Annotated in this window: 16 protein-coding genes; 11 read left to right on the top strand and 5 right to left on the bottom strand. The window is 61.6% G+C overall.

The genetic code is table 11. The features are described 5' to 3' along the window. The first annotated feature begins 210 nt into the window (after positions 1-210). The 8 genes from R2B70_RS20160 (at position 211) to mnmE (ending at position 6,464) form a co-directional block, all read left to right on the top strand. Complete coding sequence (locus R2B70_RS20160; protein WP_318162329.1) at positions 211-969, top strand: amino acid ABC transporter substrate-binding protein; 759 nt, start codon at positions 211-213, stop codon at positions 967-969. After that, entirely contained in the window at positions 970-1,638 is a 669-nt protein-coding gene (locus tag R2B70_RS20155; RefSeq protein WP_081843891.1) for an amino acid ABC transporter permease, read from the top strand. It abuts the gene before it with no gap. A gap of 12 nt (positions 1,639-1,650) precedes the next feature. Then, a complete protein-coding gene (locus R2B70_RS20150) occupies positions 1,651-2,385 on the top strand; it encodes an amino acid ABC transporter ATP-binding protein (protein WP_042079068.1) in 735 nt (244 codons plus the stop codon). A 271-nt stretch (positions 2,386-2,656) separates the two neighbouring features. Continuing rightward, the gene (rpmH, locus tag R2B70_RS20145; RefSeq protein ID WP_005307156.1) at positions 2,657-2,791 is read left to right on the top strand and encodes a 50S ribosomal protein L34; all 135 of its coding nucleotides are present in this window, start codon (positions 2,657-2,659) and stop codon (positions 2,789-2,791) included. Then, on the top strand, positions 2,791-3,150 hold the full coding sequence (rnpA, locus tag R2B70_RS20140; RefSeq protein WP_010672281.1) for a ribonuclease P protein component: 360 nt from the start codon (positions 2,791-2,793) through the stop codon (positions 3,148-3,150). Before rpmH ends, rnpA begins: the two co-directional genes overlap by 1 nt. Beyond that, positions 3,117-3,365 carry a membrane protein insertion efficiency factor YidD gene (gene yidD, locus R2B70_RS20135; RefSeq protein ID WP_084203073.1) on the top strand — a complete coding sequence of 83 codons (249 nt, stop codon included), beginning with the start codon at positions 3,117-3,119 and terminating at the stop codon, positions 3,363-3,365. Before rnpA ends, yidD begins: the two co-directional genes overlap by 34 nt. Positions 3,366-3,370: 5 nt before the next feature. Next, a complete protein-coding gene (yidC, locus tag R2B70_RS20130) occupies positions 3,371-5,017 on the top strand; it encodes a membrane protein insertase YidC (protein WP_318162328.1) in 1,647 nt (548 codons plus the stop codon). An 85-nt stretch (positions 5,018-5,102) separates the two neighbouring features. Beyond that, positions 5,103-6,464, top strand: coding sequence for a tRNA uridine-5-carboxymethylaminomethyl(34) synthesis GTPase MnmE (gene mnmE, locus R2B70_RS20125; protein ID WP_318162327.1), 1,362 nt, complete (start codon positions 5,103-5,105; stop codon positions 6,462-6,464). A gap of 70 nt (positions 6,465-6,534) precedes the next feature. Here mnmE and fhuB read toward each other — a convergent pair whose 3' ends face one another. The 5 genes from fhuB to R2B70_RS20100 form a co-directional block, all read right to left on the bottom strand. Continuing rightward, on the bottom strand, positions 6,535-8,514 hold the full coding sequence (fhuB, locus tag R2B70_RS20120; RefSeq protein ID WP_318162326.1) for a Fe(3+)-hydroxamate ABC transporter permease FhuB: 1,980 nt from the start codon (positions 8,512-8,514) through the stop codon (positions 6,535-6,537). Beyond that, positions 8,511-9,461 carry an ABC transporter substrate-binding protein gene (locus tag R2B70_RS20115; RefSeq protein ID WP_318162325.1) on the bottom strand — a complete coding sequence of 317 codons (951 nt, stop codon included), beginning with the start codon at positions 9,459-9,461 and terminating at the stop codon, positions 8,511-8,513. Before R2B70_RS20115 ends, fhuB begins: the two co-directional genes overlap by 4 nt. Before the next feature lie 18 nt (positions 9,462-9,479). Beyond that, positions 9,480-10,244, bottom strand: coding sequence for an ATP-binding cassette domain-containing protein (locus tag R2B70_RS20110; RefSeq protein WP_318162324.1), 765 nt, complete (start codon positions 10,242-10,244; stop codon positions 9,480-9,482). Positions 10,245-10,266: 22 nt separating this feature from the next. Continuing rightward, on the bottom strand, positions 10,267-11,925 hold the full coding sequence (locus R2B70_RS20105) for a multidrug ABC transporter permease/ATP-binding protein (RefSeq protein ID WP_318162323.1): 1,659 nt from the start codon (positions 11,923-11,925) through the stop codon (positions 10,267-10,269). 61 nt (positions 11,926-11,986) lie between these two features. Then, on the bottom strand, positions 11,987-14,095 hold the full coding sequence (locus R2B70_RS20100; protein ID WP_318162322.1) for a TonB-dependent siderophore receptor: 2,109 nt from the start codon (positions 14,093-14,095) through the stop codon (positions 11,987-11,989). A 383-nt stretch (positions 14,096-14,478) separates the two neighbouring features. Here R2B70_RS20100 and mioC point away from each other — a divergent pair, with 383 nt between their 5' ends. The 3 genes from mioC (at position 14,479) to rsmG (ending at position 17,974) form a co-directional block, all read left to right on the top strand. After that, positions 14,479-14,928 (top strand): FMN-binding protein MioC, encoded by a 450-nt coding sequence (mioC, locus tag R2B70_RS20095; protein WP_318162321.1) that lies wholly within the window; start codon positions 14,479-14,481, stop codon positions 14,926-14,928. A 509-nt stretch (positions 14,929-15,437) separates the two neighbouring features. Then, a complete protein-coding gene (gene mnmG / locus R2B70_RS20090; protein ID WP_318162320.1) occupies positions 15,438-17,327 on the top strand; it encodes a tRNA uridine-5-carboxymethylaminomethyl(34) synthesis enzyme MnmG in 1,890 nt (629 codons plus the stop codon). Between the two features lie 47 nt (positions 17,328-17,374). Further along, on the top strand, positions 17,375-17,974 hold the full coding sequence (gene rsmG, locus R2B70_RS20085; protein ID WP_219144430.1) for a 16S rRNA (guanine(527)-N(7))-methyltransferase RsmG: 600 nt from the start codon (positions 17,375-17,377) through the stop codon (positions 17,972-17,974). The last annotated feature ends 10 nt before the right edge of the window (positions 17,975-17,984 follow it).

Raw genomic sequence — 17,984 nt, 5'->3', positions numbered from 1 at the left:
TGACTTTCAAGGATCCAACGCCCCAGGATCTCATTTCATCCCCAAAGTTACCCACAGCCGCCAACCGGCGATGTGGACAGAATGGAACTCTGCGACCACAGTTATTTTATATAACCAAATATCATTTATTTTTTATATTTTATTCCAATAACATCAGCGCCGTCCCGTGATTACAACTAAAAATACAGCACTACAGAGAGAGGAATCCCCATGAAATCCACCATCAAACTGATTTCCGGCGCCGCCATTCTGCTGGCCAGCCTGTCCGGTCAAGCCATCGCCCAGGAAACCATCAAGGTCGGCATGTCCGGCAAGTATTTCCCGTTCACCTTCGTCAAGCAGGACAAGCTGCAAGGCTTCGAGGTGGACATGTGGAACCAGATCGGTGAGCGCACCGGCTACAAGGTCGAGTTCGTGACCGCCAGCTTCTCCGGCCTGTTCGGCATGCTGGAAACCGGCCGCGTCGATACCATCTCCAACCAGATCACCATCACCGACGAGCGCAAGGCCAAGTACGACTTCTCCCAGCCCTACGTCTATGACGGCGCACAGATCGTGGTGCGCAAGGGCAACAACAGCATCCAAGGTCTCAAGGATCTGGAAGGCAAGACCGTTGCGGTGAACCTGGGCTCCAACTTCGAAGAGCTGCTGCGCAAGAACGACCCGAACAAGAAGATCGACATCCGCACCTATGACTCCGCCTTCGAGCAGGACGTCGCCCTGGGTCGCATCGATGCCTTCGTAATGGACCGCGTCTCCACCGCCCAGCTGATCAAGGAATCCAAGCTGCCGCTGCAACAGGCTGGCACACCGTTCGAAACCATCGAGAACGCCCTGCCCTTCCTGAAGACTCCGGAGAAGCAGGCACTGCTGAAGAAGGTCGACGAGGCCCTGACCGCCATGCGCAAAGACGGCTCCCTGACCAAGATCTCGGAAAAATGGTTCTCTGCGGACATCACCAGCAAATAAATGATGGAATTTGATCTCGAGTACACACTAGGGCTGTTCCCCATCCTGCTCAAATACCTGGGCACCACGATGGAAATGGCCCTGTGGGGATTCGTATTGGCACTCGTACTGTCGCTGATCCTGGCGATAGTACGGGTCTTTCGCGTTCCCGCAATTCACTGGCTGGCGATGCTGTATATCTCGTTCTTCCGGGGTACCCCGCTGCTCGTCCAGCTGTTCCTGCTCTACTACGGGCTGCCGCAGCTCTTCCCCATCTTCGTGGGGATGGATGCCTTCACCGCCGCCATCATAGGCCTGACCCTGCACTTTGCCGCCTACATGGCCGAGTCGATCCGGGCCGCCATCCTCGGCATCCACAAGAGCCAGATGGAGGCCGCCCTCAGCATCGGCATGAGCCGGCTGCAGGCGATGCAGCGGATCATCCTGCCCCAGGCCGCCCGCATCGCGACGCCGTCCCTGATGAACTACTTCATCGACATGATCAAGAGCACCTCACTGGCGTTTACCCTGGGGGTGGCCGAGATCATGGGCAAGGCGCAGATGGAGGCCTCCTCCTCCTTCAAGTTCTTCGAGAGCTTCATGGCGGTAGCCCTGGTCTACTGGGTCGTCGTCATCTTCTTCACCCGCTTGCAGCACCTGCTGGAAGTGCGCCTGAACCGCGCCTATTAAAGGAGACCTGTCATGATCAAGCTAACGGGTCTTTCCAAGGCCTATGACGGAAATCAGGTGCTCAACGGCATCGATCTTGAGGTGAAAAAGGGGGAAATTGTCGTCATCATCGGTCCCTCCGGCACCGGCAAGTCGACCCTGTTGCGCTGCCTGAACCTGCTGGAGACCCCGGACGCCGGCCGGCTCGCCATCGATGATCTGCAGCTGGATCTGGCCAGGGCCAGCGACCAGCAGGCCATCGAGCTGCGCAAGCGCGCCTCCTTCGTGTTCCAGAACTATGCCCTGTTCGCCAACAAGACGGCGCTGGACAACATCGCCGAGGGGCTCATCACCGTCTGGAAACAGCCGAAGGCGGAGGCCCGCGCCACCGCCCTCGGCATCCTCAAGGACATAGGCCTCGCCGAGAAGCAGGATGCCTACCCGGCCTCCCTCTCCGGCGGCCAGCAGCAGCGGGTCGGCATCGGCCGGGCCATGGCGGCCCACTCCAAGGTGATCCTGTTCGACGAGCCCACCTCGGCCCTGGATCCCGAATGGGTCGACGAGGTGCTGGGCCTGATGAAACAGCTCGCCCGCCAGCACCAGACTATGGTGGTGGTGACCCACGAGATCGAGTTCGCCCGTGATGTCGCCGATCGGGTGATCTTCATGGAGGGAGGCCGGATCGTGGAGCAGGGCCCGCCGAGCCAGATATTGGTCGATCCGCAGGATCCCCGTACCCGGGAATTCCTGCGCAAAGTGCTGAAATAGCTCTCTCTTTGGCGGCTCTGCCGCCTTTTTTCTTGGCGGATCCTTGTTTAACCCAGGGTTGCCAGTATAATTCGGGGCCCTTGATCCTCCGGATCCTGCCAGCTTCTCCTGCTCTTGTTTGACGAGCAGGGCGAGACGGGAGGGAACGGCGGATTGACGAGAAGCCGAACTCTGTTTAGAATTCGGCCTCTTTTGCTAGTCGTCACACGCTATAGCTGGCGCGTCGGCTAAGTGTGACAATCAAAACTGTACAGAAATACGGAATCGAATCATGAAACGTACTTTTCAACCGTCCAACCTGAAGCGCAAGCGCTCTCACGGTTTCCGCGCCCGCATGGCTACCGCCAACGGTCGCAAAGTTCTGGCCGCTCGTCGTGCCAAGGGTCGTGCCCGCCTGGTAGTCTAATGCCTACCCAGCACACCTTCTCTCGGGAGTTACGTCTGTTAACTCCCGAACACTTCAAACGCGTTTTCGCCGAGCCTGTCCGGGCCGCTTCTCCGCAAATTACGCTTCTTGCTTGCCCCAATTCCCTCGAACACCCCCGTCTTGGTCTCGCCGTGCCCAAAAAGGCGCTCAAGCGTGCCGTCTGGCGCAACCGTGTAAAACGAGTGGTTCGGGAAAGTTTTCGCCTCAATCAAGCCAATCTGCCCGCTATCGACATCGTCGTGATCGCCAAGGGTGGCGTGAAGGAGATGGACAACGAAGCGCTGTTCAAGTTACTGGAAAAGCTATGGCGCACTCTGTCACGCCGTTGCAATGGGTAGCCATCAAACTGATACGCCTGTATCAGCTAATCCTTAGTCCCCTGCTCGGGCCGCGCTGCCGTTTCACCCCGACTTGTTCCCAATTTGCGATAGAAGCAATCCGACTTCACGGTTTCATAAAAGGCGTTTGGTTAGCCAGCAAACGTCTATTAAAATGCCATCCCTTATCCGAGGGTGGTTATGACCCGGTTCCGCAACCAAAGCGAAGAAACTGAAGACTATGGAATCACAACGCAATTTACTCCTGATCGGTTTGCTGTTCGTGAGCTTCTTGCTCTGGCAACAGTGGGAGTCCGACAAGGCTCCGAAGCCGGCCCCGACGACCGTGGCCCAAACCGAACATTTCGTACCTGAAGCCGGTCAGACCGGTGATATTCCCCAGGTTTCCGAGCAAGCAAATGGTAACGCCGCGCGCAAGCTGATCACCGTCTCCTCCGACGTGCTCAAGTTGACCCTGGATACCCAGGGCGGTGACATCGTCTCTGCCGAACTGCTGGCCCACAAGCTGGAAGAAGGCAAGGAACAGCCGTTTACCCTGCTGACCAGCCAGCCGGCGCACCTCTATGTCGCCCAGAGCGGCCTGGTCGGTCGCAACGGCCCGGACAGTCAGGCCGAGGGCCGTCCCACCTATGATGTGGCCCAGACCAGCTATCAGCTGGCCGACGGTCAGGATCAGGTCGTGGTCCCCATGACCTGGACCGACAGCAAGGGGGTGGTCTTCACCAAGCGCTTCGTGCTCAAACGCGGTGACTACGCCGTTGGCGTCGACTACAAGATCAACAACAAGTCTGCCGAGCCGGTCCAGGTACAGTTCTACGGTCAGTTGAAGCAGACCATGACCACGCCGAAGGATCAGGAAGGCCACGCCATGGTGGCCAGCGCCTACCGCGGTGGCGCCTTCTCCAGCGACGACAGCCGCTACAAGAAGTACACCTTCGACGAGATGAAGGATGCCGACCTGAACAAGACCACCCAGGGTGGTTGGGTCGCCATGCTGCAACACTACTTCGTCTCCGCCTGGGCACCGAATGCCAACGACACCAACAGCTTCTACAGCCGCGTGATCCCTGGCAAAGACCAGGCCATCATAGGTTACAAGGCGCCGCAGGTTGACGTCGCCGCCGGCCAGCAGGCCGAGGTGAGCGGCAAGCTGTGGATCGGTCCCAAGCTGCAGGATCAGATGGCCAAGGTGGCCAACCACCTGGATCTGACCGTCGACTACGGCTGGCTCTGGTTCATCGCCCAGCCGCTGCACTGGCTGTTGACCGTGTTCCATAGCTTCGTTCAGAACTGGGGCCTGGCCATCATCATGCTGACCCTGCTGGTGCGCGGCATCATGTTCCCGCTGACCAAGGCCCAGTACACCTCCATGGCCAAGATGCGCATGCTGCAGCCCAAGCTGGCGGCGCTCAAGGAACGCTTCGGTGACGATCGCCAGAAGATGTCCCAGGGCATGATGGAGCTGTACAAGAAGGAGAAGGTCAACCCGCTGGGCGGCTGTCTGCCGATCCTGGTGCAGATGCCCATCTTCATCGCCCTCTACTGGGCTCTGATGGAATCAGTTGAGCTGCGTCACGCGCCGTTCGCCCTGTGGATCACCGACCTGTCGGTGAAGGACCCCTTCTTCGTGCTGCCGATCCTCATGGGTGCCTCCATGTGGTATCTGCAGAAGATGAGCCCGACCACCATCACGGACCCGATGCAGCAGAAGGTGATGCAGTTCATGCCGATCATCTTCACCTTCATGTTCCTCTGGTTCCCGGCAGGTCTGACCCTGTACTGGCTGGTGAGCAACGTCATCTCCATCATCCAGCAGACCATCATCTATCGTCAGCTGGAGAAGAAAGGCCTGCATTCCCGCAGCTAATCTTCCCTGATGACAAAAGAGGCGGCCTTCGGGCCGCCTTTTTTATTACAATGTCCGCAATTACCGAACAGACGAGTCAAGCAAGATGACAACAGAGACCATAGTGGCCCAGGCCACCGCCCCCGGCCGTGGCGGCGTCGGCATCGTCCGCGTCTCCGGCCCCGCCGCCGAGCGGGTCGCCGAGATAGTGCTCGGCAAGCTCCCCCGGGTGCGCTATGCCGAATACCTGCCGTTCAGGGACGAGCAGGGTCAGCCTCTGGATCAGGGCATCGCCCTGCTGTTCAAGGCCCCCAACAGCTTCACCGGTGAAGATGTGTTGGAGCTGCAGGGCCACGGCGGCCCCGTCATCCTGGACATGCTGATCCGCCGCATCCTGCAGATCGAGGGCCTGCGCCCCGCCCGCCCCGGCGAGTTCAGCGAACGCGCCTTCCTCAACGACAAGCTGGATCTGGCCCAGGCCGAGGCCATTGCCGACCTCATCGAAGCATCCAGCGAACAGGCCGCCCGCAGTGCCATGCACTCCCTGCAGGGGCAGTTCTCCGGCAAGGTGCAGCAGTTGGTGGAGAGTCTCACCCGGCTGCGGATCTATGTAGAAGCCGCCATCGACTTCCCTGACGAAGAGATCGATTTTCTCTCCGACGGCAAGGTGGCAGGGGATCTGTACGCCATCATGGACGAGCTGGATGCCGTGCGCAGCGAGGCCAAACAGGGTGCCCTGCTGCGGGAAGGGATGAAGGTGGTGATCGCCGGCCGTCCCAACGCCGGCAAGTCTAGCCTGCTCAACGCCCTGGCCGGCCGCGAGTCTGCCATCGTCACCGAGATCGCCGGCACCACCCGCGACGTGCTGCGCGAGCACATCCACCTCGACGGCATGCCGCTGCACATCATCGACACCGCCGGCCTGCGCGACACCCAGGACAAGGTGGAGCAGATCGGCATCGAGCGCGCCTGGGCCGAAATTGAACAGGCCGACCGGGTGCTCTTCATGGTGGATGGCACCACGACCGATGCCATAGACCCCCACGAAATCTGGCCTGAATTCGTTGACCGGTTGCCAAAAAACATCGGTCTCACCGTCATTCGCAACAAGGCCGACCTGACCGGCGAGGATCTGGCACCGAGCGAGGAGCAGGGCCACGCGGTCTACCGCATCTCCGCCAAGACCGAGCTGGGTCTGCCCGCCCTGCGCGAGCACCTTAAACAATGCATGGGCTTCCAGGGCAACACCGAAGGGGGCTTTATGGCGCGCCGCCGCCATCTGGACGCGCTGGAACGCGCCGCCGAGCGGCTGCTGGTGGCGAAAGAGCAGTTGGAGGTGTTCGTGGCCGGCGAGCTGGTGGCCGAGGAACTGCGCCTGGCGCAGGAGTCCCTCTCCGAGATCACCGGCGAGTTCAGCTCCGACGATCTGTTGGGTCGCATCTTCTCCAGCTTCTGCATCGGCAAGTAAACCTGCACGGCAGGCAATGAAAAGCCCGGGATGATCCCGGGCTTTTTTTGTGCGCTTTTTATGCTAAACCCTACAGCCGGCGCAGGCACCACATGAAGTAAGCGCCCCCTAACAGGGTGGAGACCAGGCCGACCGGCACCTCCTGCGGGAACAGCACTTGCTGGCCTACCCAGTCCGCCAGCACCATCAGCAGGGCGCCACAGCCCGCCGCCCCGAGCAGGTGCCAGCGCGCCCGCACCAGTCCCATCATCCTGGCCAGGTGCGGCGCCAGCAGGCCGGCGAAGGAGAGCGGCCCTATCACCATGGTGGCACTGGCGGTGAGCACGGCCACCAGCAGCAGGATGACGAGCTGGGCACGGTTGAGGCGGATGCCGAGCGCCGTCGCCACCGCCGGCCCCATGGGCATCAGATCCAGCCAGCGGCTCACCAGCAGACAGGCCGCCAGCATCAGCAGCGCCAGCAGGGCCAGCGCCATGGCCACCGGCTGGGTGACGTAATAGGTGGAGCCGGACATCCAGGAGAGCAGCTGCTGCGCCCGCGGATCACCATTGGCGAGCGCTATGGCCTGCAGCGGCTCGAACAGCGCCGTGATAGCGATGCCGGACAGCAAAATCCGCTCCGGCTGAAAACCGTTCTTGCGGTTGATCAACACCAGCAGCAACAGGCAACCGAAGGCCCCCAGCACGCCTCCCAGCAGCATCATGGGCAGCGGCAGCGCAGGCAGCAATAATGCGGCAGCAATGACCCCCATAAAGGTGCCACCGCTTACCCCCAGCAGCTCAGGGCTCGCCATGGGGTTGTTGCTGACCCGCTGCAGCAGGGTGCCGGCCAGGGCCAGCAAGACACCGGCCGCCCCCGCCGCCAGGGTGCGTGGCAGGCGCCACTCCAGTTGGGCCTGCCACCTGAGCCAGCTCGGCCAGCTCCAGCCGTGCATCCCCTGCCCGACCAGCAGGGAGGCGATGACGGCCAGCATCAGGGCGATCACCAGCAAGCCGATAAAGCGGGCCGGTGCCGGGTGCCGCGCCACCACCAGGCCGGCGGCCGCTCTGGGGGTCGACTTGAGAGCGAGGCGCGGGATCAGCCAGAGCAGCAGCGGCGCCCCCAACAAAGCCGTCATGGCACCGGTCGGGATCAGCACGGGCCAGAAACGGCTCAGGGATTGCAGCAACAGATCGGTGGCCGCCAGCAGCAAGGCGCCCAGTACCGGTGCCCACAGCAGCCGCAGCCCAAGCCGCCTCACCCCCAGCATGCGCACCATGACCGGCGCCGCCAGCCCGATGAAGCCGATCAGCCCCACCACGCTCACCACGCAGGCGGTGATGAAGACCGCGAGACCCAACCCGGCGAATCTCAGGTGCTTGAGGGAGACCCCCAGGCTGCGGGCGCTGGCATCATCCAGCTCCAGCACCGCCAGGGGACGGGCCAGCACAGCAGCCAGCACAGCCGCCACCAGCAGCCGCGGCAGCAGGTAGAGGGTGCCGCTCCAGCTGGTCTGGGCCAGTGAGCCGCTGCCCCACACCAGCAGGCCCTTGAGCTCCTCCTGGAAGAACAGCAAGAGCCCCAGGCTGATGGCAGCGAGGTAGAGGTTGATCACCAGGCCCGCGAACACGATGACCACCGGGTTGAGCTGACGACGCCAGGCCAGGGCAAACACCAGCCCCATGGCGAGGCTCCCCCCCGCCATGGCGATCCATTCACGCCCGATCAGCAGCCAGGAGGGGGCAAACAGGGTCACCATCATCAATGCCAGCTGGGCACCTGAGGCCACCCCGAGCGTGGTGGGAGACGCGAGGGGGTTGCGCAGCACCTGCTGCATCAGGGTGCCAGCCAGGCCAAGAGCGGCGCCGGCCAGCAGGCAGATGGCGAGTCGCGGCAGCCAACTGAAGTGGGTCACCGCCTGACGGGCATCATCCAGCTGCGGCGAGAACAGGGCCTGCCACCAGAGTGCCTGCGGCAGCTGGCGCGCCAGCTCACCACAGGCCAGCATCAGGGTCAGCGCCAGCAGGCAGAGCCCGGGCCGCAGCAGGGAAGAGGGAAGAAACTGGTTCATTGGATGGCCCCCTCGGCGGTCACATGGGTTGCCGGATCGGAGGGTATCCCCCCTTGCAGGGCCCCGCTCAGCAGATCGGCGAAGCGGCGGGCGGCGAGCAGGCCGCCGAAGCTCCAGACGGCGGGCAGGTGCAGCACCTTGCCCTGCTTCACCAACGGCAGATGCTGCCACAGGCCAGGCTCCTGCAGTCGCTCGCTCACCCCGACCGGGACGGGATCCACCACTACCAGCCGGGTCTCAGGCAGGGCCAGGAACTGCTCCAGGCTGACCACGGCGAAGCCCCAGGCGTTGGTCTCCCCCTGCCAGGCGTTGCGCAGCCCGAGCCGCTGCATCACCGCCTCGAACAGGCTGTGGCGGCCAAACACCCGCACGTGACGCTCATCGATGAATTGCACCACCAGCAAGGGCGGCAGATCGGTCGGCAGTTGTCCCTTCATCCGTGCCAGATCCCGATCCAGGGCCGCGAGCTGGCGTTCGGCCTCGGCACTCTTGCCCACCAGGGCGGCTATGGTCAGGGTCGCCTCGTGCAGCCGCTGCCACAGATCCGCATCGGGTTCATAGAGGGCGATGGATTGCACCGGGGCGATACGGGACAGGGTGGGTTCAAGAGATTCCATCAGCGGCGAGATGAGGATGAGGTCGGGCTTGAGCTCCGCCAGCAGCTCGCGGTTGGGTTGCATCCGCAGGCCGATATCCACCACCTCGGCGGGCAGCCTGGGTTCCCCCACCCAGGCGCGATAAGACTCCACATCCCCCATGGCCAGCGGCGTGACGCCTAGGGCCAGCAGGGTTTCTGCTATGGTCCAGTCAACTGTGGCGATACGGGGGACCGACTTCACAGCATCGGCTTGAGGGAGGCCTGCAGCGGCAGGCATGGCTGGCTCGGCCTGCAACATAAGCGGAGCCAAGAGGCAGCAGATCCAGCCAAGTTTCTTTAATAAAAACATCGAGATAACAAGCCTTCTCTAGACGATGGCGATGGCATGGTCATGGGCCGGATGGCGAATGACTTCCATGGAGATGCCGTAGATGGCGTGCAGGGTTTCGCCGGTCATGATGTCGTCTGGCACGCCGTGGGTCAGCAGGCGGCCGCTGTGCAGCGCCACCAGTTGATCGCAGAAGCGGGACGCCATGTTGATGTCGTGGATGACGATGATGACCCCGAGGTTTAGCTGGCGACTCAACTGTTTGACGAGGGTGAGCACCTCCACCTGATGGGCCACGTCCAGGGCGGCCAGCGGCTCGTCCAGCAGGATGAAGCGGCTCTCCTGGGCCAGCAGCATGGCGAGCCAGACCCGGCCCCGCTCGCCGCCGGAGAGGGTATCCACCAGCCGGTCGGCGAACCTCTCGGTATGAGTGAGCTCGATGGCCTTCTCCACCTGGCGGCGATCGGCCTCCCCCATGCGCCCCAGCAGACCGCGCCAGGGGTAGCGCCCCATATCCACCAGCTCGCGGCCGAGCAGGTTCTCGGCGCTTGGCAGATGCTGAGGCAGATAGGCCACCTGGCGGGCGAAGTCCCGGTTGCCCCACTCCTGCAGCGGCTTGTCGTCGAACAGGATCTCCCCATAGCTCAGGGGCTGCTGGCGGGCCAGCAGCTTGAGCAGGGTGGACTTGCCCGAGCCGTTGTGGCCGATGAGACCATAGACCTGACCCTGCTCGAAGCGCAGGCTGGTGGGGTGCAGCAGCTGACGGTCGTTAACCGTGAAGCTGGCGGCTTTCATCTCAAACATAAAGGGTTCCTGTTGGCCGGATTCAGACCGGCACCTCTGCATTCAAATCCGTATCCAGATGGGCGACGGCATCCCGGCTCACCTGCTCGCGCCGCTCGCCGGTCAGCTCGGTAAGCTGGCCCTGACGCATCTCCAGCAGGCGATCCGCCAGGGAGAAGTAGAGATCGTCGTGGCTGATGGCGATCACCGTCTTGCCCATCTCCTTCAGGCGCGGCAACAGCACCTGATAGAAGATGCGGCGGAACTGGGGATCCTGATCCGCCGCCCACTCGTCAAACAGCATCACCTCCCGCTGCTCCGCCAGTGCCAGCAGCAGGGCGACCCGCTTGCGCTGCCCCTGGGAGAGATCGATGTCGGCGATGAAGCCCTCCTCGATGGCGAGCTTGCTGCCCATCTGCAACCGCTCCAGCCACTCTTCAATCAGGGCTTCTTTCGGCTCAGGCCCCAGCAGGTGCTGGAACAGGTGATAGTCGGTGAAGATGGCGGAGAACAGCGCCAGGTAGGCGTTGCGATCGGCGAGGGGTTCACCATCCAGCAGGATCCGGCCAGAGACCGGCTGATAGAGGCCGGTCAACAGCATGGCCAGGGTCGACTTGCCGGAGCCGTTGCCCCCGATGATGAAGATCTGCTCCCCCTTCTCGATGGTGAGGTTGATCGGCCCCACGGCGAAGCCGCCCTCCCCCTGATAGTGAAAGCTCACCTCCTCCAGCTGGATCCGCTGCCAGGCACGGTGGGCCGGCGGCAGCGGGAAGGCGGGATCCGGCGAGGCCAATGTCAGGGTCGCTATCTTGTCGAACGCCACCTGGGCGGCGATCAGGGTCGGCAGGGCGCCGATGCCCTGCAGCAGCGGGGTGCGCAGGAACAGCAGGGTCAGGGCGAAGGTGGCGGCCACATTGGTGTTGGCCCAGCCCAGCCCATTGGCCAGGAAGAACACCAGACCAATGGCCCCCAGCATCATGATGTTCGACCAGTTCACCGCGCTCAGGTGATAGGTATCGGCACGAATGATGTGCTGGCGATAGTCCTGAGCGTTCTGCTCATAGAGCCGGTGGTAGACGAAATGGGCCCGCTCGCGGTTGAGCGCCAGCTCCTTGCTGCCGGCGATGATGGACTGGTAGTTCTGATAGAGCCTGTCTTCGGCCTGACGCATCTGGGACAGGTGGCGATAGACATGGTTCACCAGCAGCCAGCCCACCACCATGGTCACCGTGACCCAGAGCGCGGTGACACCGAGCAGGGCGGGAGAGAGCATGCCGAGGTAGATGATGGAGCCCAGAGTCAGCACCAGCCCCTGCACCAGCTCCGGCAGGCGCACGAAGGCGATGGTGATCTGGCCGATGTCGCTGGAGAGGGAGGCCAGCAGCGGCCCCTGCCCTATCTGGCGAATGCGGGCGACGTCGGTGTCCAGCAGCTGCTTGAGCAGGCGGCCGCGCAGGTGATAGACGAAGTGGTGGCCGAGGGTGGTCAGGGCCAGCTGGGAGCCCAGGGTAATGACCAGCAGCAGCAGGATAAGGCCGATCAGCTGGCCAAGCACCGGCAACGGCTCTCCAACTGATTCTATAAGCGATTGATTGATAAAGGCGATAACACCGATCCCACTCACCGCACTGAGCAGACTGAGCAGGGTAATGGCGATGAAGGGCCAACAGTATTGGCGGTAAACCAGTGACAAGAGTTCCATGGCAGGCCTGTATACAAAAAGAAGGAGGGCGGGAGCTTGAGGCACCCGCCCGGCCTGGATCTTACCAGCGGTAGTTGACGGAGCCGACTATGCTGCGCGGCTCACCGTAGTAGCAGTAGTAGTCACAGCTCGCCACATAGGTGTCGTTCAGCAGGTTGTTGACGTTGACCTGGGCACGCCAGTTCTTGGCGAAGTCATACCCGATCATCGCATCCCACACCGTCTGGGCCGGCACCTGGGCCGAACCATAGATGGGGGTGTAGTCCGCATTCACGGCACCTATGCCGACACTGGATCCGATGTAACGCACCCCGGAACCCACTTCCAGTCCGGAGACCGGACCCTGTTGCACCTTGTAATTGCCCCAGAAGGAGGCCTGGTGACGCGGGATCAGGCTGGCGCGACGATCACCGTTGCCGGTGTCGTTGGTCTTGGCATCGGTGTAGGTATAAGCAGCGGTCAGGCGCAGCGCCTCGGTGGCCTGTACGCTCCCTTCCAGCTCGACGCCCTGGGAGGTCACTTCGCCGGCCTGGGTCTGCTGGCCGGATCCTGTAGAGACGAGCGAGTTGGTCTGCTCCAGATCGAACAGCGCCAGGTTGATGTAACCGTCGAGGAAGCTGGGGGCGTACTTGATGCCGGTCTCATACAGCTTGCCTTCCAGCGGCTTGTAGGAGTTCTTGGTGTTCGGATCTATGCCCGGCAACACTTCGAACGACTCCGCATAGGCAAAGTAGGGGGAGAGGCCGTTGTCGGCCAGATACATCAGGCTGCCGGAGAGCGAGAGGTTGTCGTCATACTGCTTCTCGTTCTTGCTGGTGGCTTCGCTGATGTTGTGGGTTTCCACATAGTCGAAGCGACCACCTGCGGTCAGCAACCAGCGATCGTCCCAGCGGATCTGATGCTGGGCGTAGAGACCGCTCTGGCCCTTGGTGTTCTTCTGATAGGTGGCGGTGGACTCATCGAAGCCGGGGAAGCCGCTGTAATCCGGGTTCATGGTGTCGATGGACCCCATACCGTAGTTGTCGGCCTCGACCCCTTCGTTCACGTGGCGCTGCAGATCGATCCCCATCAACAGGGTCTGCTCGGTGCGATCCGTGTTCCAGTAGCCCACCAGCTGGTTGTCCATGGTGGCACTCTTGGTGTCGCCGTCACGGTAGACCAGGCCGCGGTAGGCGGTGGTGCCTTCGTACGTCGGGAAGATATAGGTCTGACGCAGCAGCAGATCGTTGTAGTTGAAGCGGACGTTCTGCTTGAACTCCCAGGTCTGGTTGAACTGGTGGGCCAGCTCGTAGCCGGTGGAGATCTGGGTGTTGCGGTTGCGATCGTAATCCGGCTGACTCAGGTTGGTGCTGGGATCGATCTGGCCGCCCGAGGTGTTCAGGGTGCCATAGACGGGGAAGAAGCCGTTGGTGGGCACCCCTTCATCGTGCAGGAAGCTGGCCAGCAGGGTGAGGCTGGTGCGATCCGAGATATCCAGGGTCACGCTCGGCGCCAGGTAGGCGCGCTCGTTGTAGGTGCCATCCAGCACGCCGTCGCGCTCTTTATAGAGTGCAACCATGCGATAGCGGCTGTCGTCGGTCAGATCGTCGGAGAAGTCGACCCCGACCTGGCGCAGATCCCGGTTGCCCAGTTGCAGATTGACCAGGCCTTGCGGGGTCGCGGTGGGGCGCTTGCTGATGGAGTTGATCACGCCGCCGGGAGGCGCCTCGCCGTAGAGGATGGAGGCCGGGCCCTTGAGCAATTCCACGCTCTCGAGACCGAAGGGCTCAGGAGTCCAGACGTAGTAACCGGTGCCGAACAGGCGGTTGCCATCGAGGTATTGGGCAGCATCGAAGCCACGCACCTTGAACCAGTCGGTGTTGTTGTCCGAGCCATAGAGACCGGTGAGCACGCCGGAGCGGTAGCGCACGGACTCGTCGAGCTGCAGCACGGCGTGCTGATCCAGCTCCTCGCGGTTGACCACGGAGACGGCGCGAGGGGTCTCGGCCATGGGCACTTCGACCTTCATGGCGGTGCCGGTGACCACCATGGTTTCAGCCGCCTTGGGCAGCTCTTTGTCCGCCGGTTCGGCAGCCAGCACCGGCAGGCTCGCCAGCAGGCAGGAGAGCGGCAACAGTTGGGCCCCCTTCTTTCGCATCACTGCATTCTGGGTATTTCTTTGCGCAATCATATAAGTGTCTCAAATATCAATGAGTTATATTTTGGTTTCTTATTATGGGTGCCCAATGCGGCCGGTTTGCCCGACTCCTTAGGCGAATAAAGCGGCACAATGCTACTACAGGAGCCATGATCGAATCGATTCAATAATTGCTAATCATTTGCATCTCTATTGTTACCTGCTGTATCAACGGACGACTTTTCCGGCAGAAAGACTCATTCAGGAAGGTGGTCAAAAGAAGGGAACACAGGGGAAGATGAAAAAAGATGGTGAGGGCGGCCTCTGCCATAAAAATAGTGAAGGATCCTTATCCCCAAGCTTTATCCATATTTATCCACATGCTTTGGCGGTAAGATCCCTGCTCTTCACTCTTTCGATGACATCAGGATCATTCCATGGCCAAACTCAACCTCGTCGTCGGCTCCATGCTGGGGGCCTCCGAATATGTCGCAGATCATGTGGCCAGCCTGCTGGAACAGGCGGGCCACCAAGCCGAGATCCACAACCCGGCCAGCCTGGCCGAGATCCTGGCCGAGCCCGAGGCCATACTGCTGGTGATCACCTCCACCCACGGTGCCGGCGACGTGCCCGACAATCTGCAACCCTTCGCCAAGGATCTTGCGGACCAGCGCCCGGATCTCAGCGCCTTGAAATATGGGGTGATCGCCCTGGGGGATCGCAGCTATGACACCTTCTGCCAGGGCGGCAAGACGCTGGATCGGCTGCTGGCCGAGTGCGGAGCAAGCCGGATCGGGGATCGTCTGGAGATAGACGTGACCCAGCACGAGATCCCGGAAGACGCCGCCGAAGCCTGGATCCACGACTGGATGGCCTCGATCGCCTGATCAGGGGGCGGGAGATCCGGTCTCACTCCCCCGATCTCCCCCTTTATCCCCAGATCCCTATCCACCAGGTTATTAACAGGGGGATCCGGAGAAGTTGTTCCGGCTCGTCACCCACAACACTCCGGATAAATGTGCATAACTACGGTGCAAAGCTCTGCAAAACCTATAGTTATTCATGTATTAGATCCCATGTGACGTGCTCCTGTGTATAAAAACCAGGGTTATCCCCCCGTTCGCCCCTCCAGGATCCAAGCTTTTCCACAAGCAGCGATCGGCTTTAAGCGAATGATCTTTATGATCAAAAATGGCTTATCAACAGAAGTGTCGGATCCTAATAAGAGATCCAATAAAAGATCGATCTAAAGATCCTTAAGATCTATTTAGCGGATCCCTGATCCATACTGATCCTGAAGTAGACGTTCCCCTCCGGATGCTAAACAGATAGAATGATCCGCCCTTCAGACCAGGCAAACAACGATCTTCAGGCGTGCAGATCAAGGTGATCCCCAATGCAATACCATGAACAATTTGATGTGATCGTCGTCGGTGGCGGTCACGCAGGCACAGAAGCAGCGACAGCAGCTGCCCGTATGGGCCTCAACACCCTGTTGCTGACCCACAACATAGACACGCTGGGGCATATGTCCTGCAATCCGGCGATCGGCGGGATCGGCAAGGGACACCTGGTCAAGGAAGTGGATGCCCTCGGTGGAGTCATGGCCCAGGCCATCGATCTCGGCGGGATCCAGTTCCGCACGCTCAACTCTTCCAAGGGGCCTGCCGTACGGGCTACCCGTGCCCAGGCGGATCGCCTGCTCTACAAGGCGGTGGTGCGCCAGACGCTGGAGAACTACCCGAACCTGAAGATCTTCCAGCAGGCCTGCGACGATCTCATCATGGATGGGGATCGGGTGGCCGGTGTCGTTACCCAGAGCGGGATCCGCATCGGTGGCAAGACGGTCGTACTGACCGTCGGCACCTTCCTGAACGGCCTGATCCACATCGGGATGGAAAACTACAAGGGTGGTCGCGCCGGGGATCCTCCCTCGATCGCCCTGGCCCAGCGCCTGCGTGAAATGCCGCTGCGCATCGATCGTCTCAAGACGGGCACGCCACCGCGCATCGATGCCCGCACCGTCGATTTCTCCGTGATGCAGGAGCAGCATGGCGACGATCCTCGCCCTGTTTTCTCCTTCATCGGCAACGCCAGCCAGCATCCGCGCCAGGTGCCCTGCTACGTGACCCATACCAACGAGCAGACCCACGAGGTGATCCGCAACAACCTGGATCGCAGCCCCATGTACGCCGGGGTAATCGAAGGCATTGGCCCGCGCTACTGCCCGTCGATCGAGGACAAGATCACCCGCTTCGCCGACAAGACGGCGCACCAGATCTTCGTCGAGCCGGAAGGCCTCACCACCCACGAGCTCTACCCGAACGGGATCTCCACCAGCCTGCCGTTCGACGTGCAGGTGCAGATCGTCCGCTCGATCCGCGGCTTCGAGAACGCCCACATCACCCGCCCGGGCTACGCGATCGAATACGACTTCTTCGATCCGCGGGATCTCAAGGCCAACATGGAGAGCAAGTGCATCGAGAACCTGTTCTTCGCCGGCCAGATCAACGGCACCACCGGCTATGAAGAGGCCGCCGCCCAGGGGCTGATGGCCGGTCTGAACGCCGGTCTGCGCGCCCAGGGCAAGGATGCCTGGCACCCGCGCCGGGATCAGGCCTACATGGGCGTGATGATGGACGACCTCTCCACCCTGGGAACCCGCGAGCCTTACCGCATGTTCACCAGCCGCGCCGAATACCGCCTGCTGCTGCGGGAAGACAACGCCGATCTGCGCCTGACTGCTATCGGTCGCGAGCTGGGTCTGGTGGACGATCATCGCTGGAGCCTGTTCAATGCCAAGGTGGAACAGGTGGAGCAGGAGCGTCAGCGCATGCGCTCGACCTGGATCCACCCGCAGCATCCGTCTCTGGAGGCCGTCAACGCCCTGGTCAACACCCCGCTGACCCGGGAGCAGAGCCTGGAAGAGCTGCTGCGTCGCCCCGAGGTGACCTACGATGCCTTGATGGCCATCGAGGGTGTGGGCCCTGCCCTGGCAGACGCCGCCGCCGCCGACCAGGTGGAGATCCAGATCAAGTACGCCGGTTACATCGAGCGTCAGCACGACGAGGTGGAGAAGCAGCTGCGCAACGAGAACACCCTGCTGCCGCTGGACATGAACTACCGCGACGTGAACGGTCTCTCCAACGAGGTGATCGCCAAGCTGAACGATGCCAAGCCAGAAACCATAGGTCAGGCTTCCCGCATCTCCGGCATCACTCCGGCCGCCATCTCCATCCTGCTGGTACACCTGAAGAAACACGGCCTGCTGCGTAAAACCGCCTGAGGAATTCCCTGTTGGAAAACAAGCTGGAAAGATTGAACGGCCTGCTCATGCAGGCCGGCATTGTTATCACCGATACCCAGAAGACCCAGTTGGTGCAGTTGGTCGAGTTGCTGCACAAGTGGAACAAGGCTTACAATCTCACCTCGGTGCGAGATCCGGACGCCATGCTGGTCAAGCATATCCTCGACAGCCTGGTGGTGAGCCCTCACCTGCAGGGTGAGCGTTTCATCGATGTGGGCACCGGCCCGGGCCTGCCCGGCCTGCCGCTGGCCATCATCAATCCGGACAAGCAGTTCGTGCTGCTCGACAGCCTGGGCAAGCGGATCAACTTCATCCGCCAGGTGATCCTGGAGCTGGGGTTGACCAATGTGACCCCTGTCAAATCCCGGGTGGAGGAGTATCAACCCGAGACGGGATTTGATGGTGTACTGAGCCGGGCCTTCGCCTCCCTGGAGGACATGCTGAGCTGGTGCCATCATCTGCCGTCACCCGAGGGCAGCTTCCTGGCGCTCAAGGGACAGTACCCCGAGCAGGAACTGGCACAGTTGCCTGCCAGCATTCGTCTGGTCGCCACCCACAAGCTGGTGGTGCCGGAACTGGAAGGCGAGCGCCATCTGCTGGAGTTTAAAGCCATCCAGCCCGAATAGGGCCGCCGCA

Origin of the sequence: Aeromonas sp. XH, from assembly GCF_033348475.1 — a bacterium.
GTDB lineage: Bacteria > Pseudomonadota > Gammaproteobacteria > Enterobacterales > Aeromonadaceae > Aeromonas > Aeromonas sanarellii.
Note: the sequence above shows the minus strand (reverse complement) of the source record. Positions and strands in the feature narration are given on the sequence as shown.